The organism is Companilactobacillus keshanensis, assembly GCF_003946205.1.
Taxonomy (GTDB): domain Bacteria; phylum Bacillota; class Bacilli; order Lactobacillales; family Lactobacillaceae; genus Companilactobacillus; species Companilactobacillus keshanensis.
Genome location: NZ_RHOS01000036.1, coordinates 1 through 3,125 on the forward strand (window position 1 = coordinate 1; position 3,125 = coordinate 3,125).

2 rRNA genes are annotated in these 3,125 nt (G+C 48.4%); both read left to right on the forward strand.

Features of this window, described 5'->3' with window-relative positions:
- Positions 1-21: 21 nt before the first annotated feature.
- Positions 22-2,938: ribosomal RNA gene (locus EKM64_RS11145) — 23S ribosomal RNA — on the forward strand.
- 70 nt (positions 2,939-3,008) lie between these two features.
- Positions 3,009-3,125: ribosomal RNA gene (gene rrf / locus EKM64_RS11150) — 5S ribosomal RNA — on the forward strand.

A 3,125-nucleotide genomic window follows, 5' to 3' on the forward strand; every position in this document is an offset into this window, starting at 1 on the left:
ACGCAAGTCATATTTTGTCAAGATTAAGTATTAAAGGGCGCATGGTGGATGCCTAGGCACTAGGAGCCGATGAAGGACGTAACTAACGACGATACGCCTCGGGGAGCTGTAAGTAAGCTTTGATCCGGGGATTTCCGAATGGGGGAACCCAATCATCGTAATGGATGATTACTTGTGTGTGAATATATAGCACATTAAGAGGAAGACGCAATGAACTGAAACATCTAAGTAGTTGCAGGAAAAGAAAGAATATTCGATTCCCTGAGTAGCGGCGAGCGAAACGGGAAGAGCCCAAACTAAAGAGCTTGCTCTTTAGGGTTGTAGGACTGGCGTTATGAGAAAAAAAGTAAGTATAGTTGAATGAGTTGGAAAGCTCAGCCAAAGAGAGTGAAAGCCTCGTAAATGAAATGCGAACTACTCTAGCCAGTATCCTGAGTACGGCGGGACACGTGAAACCCCGTCGGAATCTGGGAGGACCATCTCCCAAGGCTAAATACTACCTAGTGACCGATAGTGAACCAGTACCGTGAGGGAAAGGTGAAAAGAACCCCGGAAGGGGAGTGAAATAGATCCTGAAACCATGTGCCTACAAGTAGTCAGAGCCCGTTAAGGGGTGATGGCGTGCCTTTTGTAGAATGAACCGGCGAGTTACGTTTACATGCAAGGTTAAGCAGAAAATGCGGAGCCGCAGCGAAAGCGAGTCTGAATAGGGCGAATAAGTATGTAGATGTAGACCCGAAACCAAGTGACCTACCCATGTCCAGGTTGAAAGTGTGGTAAAACACACCGGAGGACCGAACCCATGTATGTTGAAAAATGCTGGGATGAGGTGTGGGTAGCGGTGAAATTCCAAACGAACTTGGAGATAGCTGGTTCTCTCCGAAATAGCTTTAGGGTTAGCCTCGGGGAATAGGATCATGGAGGTAGAGCACTGTTTGGACTAGGGGCCCGTCTTGGGTTACTGAATTCAGATAAACTCCGAATGCCATTGATCTATACCCGGGAGTCAGACGGTGAGTGATAAGATCCATCGTCGAAAGGGAAACAGCCCAGATCACCAGTTAAGGTCCCAAAATTCATGCTAAGTGGAAAAGGATGTGGAAACGCATAGACAACTAGGATGTTGGCTCAGAAGCAGCCATTCATTCAAAGAGTGCGTAATAGCTCACTAGTCGAGTGATTCTGCGCCGAAAATGTACCGGGGCTAAGCATGATACCGAAACTGTGGATGCATCGTAAGATGCGTGGTAGGAGAGCGTTGTAAGAGCATTGAAGCTGTACCGTGAGGAGCAGTGGAGTTCTTAGAAGTGAGAATGCCGGTATGAGTAGCGAAAGATCAGTGAGAATCTGATCGGCCGAAAGACTAAGGTTTCCTGGGGAAGGCTCGTCCTCCCAGGGTTAGTCGGGGCCTAAGATGAGACCGAGAGGTGTAATCGATGGATAACGGGTTGATATTCCCGTACTAGTTTATTTTGTTTGAACGATGGAAGGACGCAGGAGGATGATGTGTGCACACAGCTGGAAAAGTGTGTTCAAACAGCAAGTCTTGGTAAGAGTCAAATGCTTTTACCTTTAAGGACAAGCTGTGATGAGGAGCGAAATTTAAGTAGCGAAGCACAGTAACTCACACTGCCGAGAAAAGTTTCTAGTTAGAAATAAACTACCCGTACCGCAAACCGACACAGGTAGTCGAGGAGAGAATCCTAAGGTCAGCGAGTGAACTCTCGTTAAGGAACTCGGCAAAATGACCCCGTAACTTCGGGAGAAGGGGTGCTGGTGTAACAGCCAGCCGCAGTGAATAGGCCCAAACAACTGTTTATCAAAAACACAGGTCTATGCTAAATCGTAAGATGACGTATATGGGCTGACGCCTGCCCGGTGCTGGAAGGTTAAGAGGATCAGTTAGCGTAAGCGAAGCTGAGAATTGAAGCCCCAGTAAACGGCGGCCGTAACTATAACGGTCCTAAGGTAGCGAAATTCCTTGTCGGGTAAGTTCCGACCCGCACGAAAGGCGTAATGATTTGGGCACTGTCTCAACGAGAGACTCGGTGAAATTATAATACCCGTGAAGATGCGGGTTACCCGCGACAGGACGGAAAGACCCCATGGAGCTTTACTGTAGCTTGATATTGAGTTTTTGTGTGACATGTACAGGATAGGTAGGAGCCGTAGAAATCGGAACGCTAGTTTCGATAGAGGCGTTGGTGGGATACTACCCTTGTTATATGAAAACTCTAACCTACACCATTTATCGTGGTGAGGGACAGTGTCTGGTGGGCAGTTTGACTGGGGCGGTCGCCTCCTAAAAAGTAACGGAGGCGCTCAAAGGTTCTCTCAGAATGGTTGGAAATCATTCATAGAGTGTAAAGGCACAAGAGAGCTTGACTGCGAGACTGACAAGTCGAGCAGGGACGAAAGTCGGACTTAGTGATCCGGTGGTACCATATGGAAGGGCCATCGCTCAACGGATAAAAGCTACCCTGGGGATAACAGGCTTATCTCCCCCAAGAGTTCACATCGACGGGGAGGTTTGGCACCTCGATGTCGGCTCATCGCATCCTGGGGCTGTAGTCGGTCCCAAGGGTTGGGCTGTTCGCCCATTAAAGCGGTACGCGAGCTGGGTTCAGAACGTCGTGAGACAGTTCGGTCCCTATCCGTCGCGGGCGTAGGAAATTTGAGAGGAGCTGTCCTTAGTACGAGAGGACCGGGATGGACATACCTCTGGTGTACCAGTTGTGCCGCCAGGCGCATCGCTGGGTAGCTACGTATGGACGGGATAAACGCTGAAAGCATCTAAGTGTGAAGCCCCCCTCGAGATGAGATTTCCCATTCCGTAAGGAAGTAAGATCCGTTAAAGATTATGACGTAGATAGGCTGCGGGTGGAAGTGTAGCGATACATGGAGCTGAGCAGTACTAATAGATCGAGGACTTAATCGAGTAAGTGGTTTTCAAGATTCATTTAATTCATTAACTTAATATCTAGTTTTGAAGGTACGAGTAAGAATAGTGTGGTGGCGATAGCAAGAAGGATACACCTGTTCCCATGCCGAACACAGAAGTTAAGCTTCTTAACGCCGAAAGTAGTTGGTGGGAAACTACCCGCAAGGATAGGTAGTTGCCACGC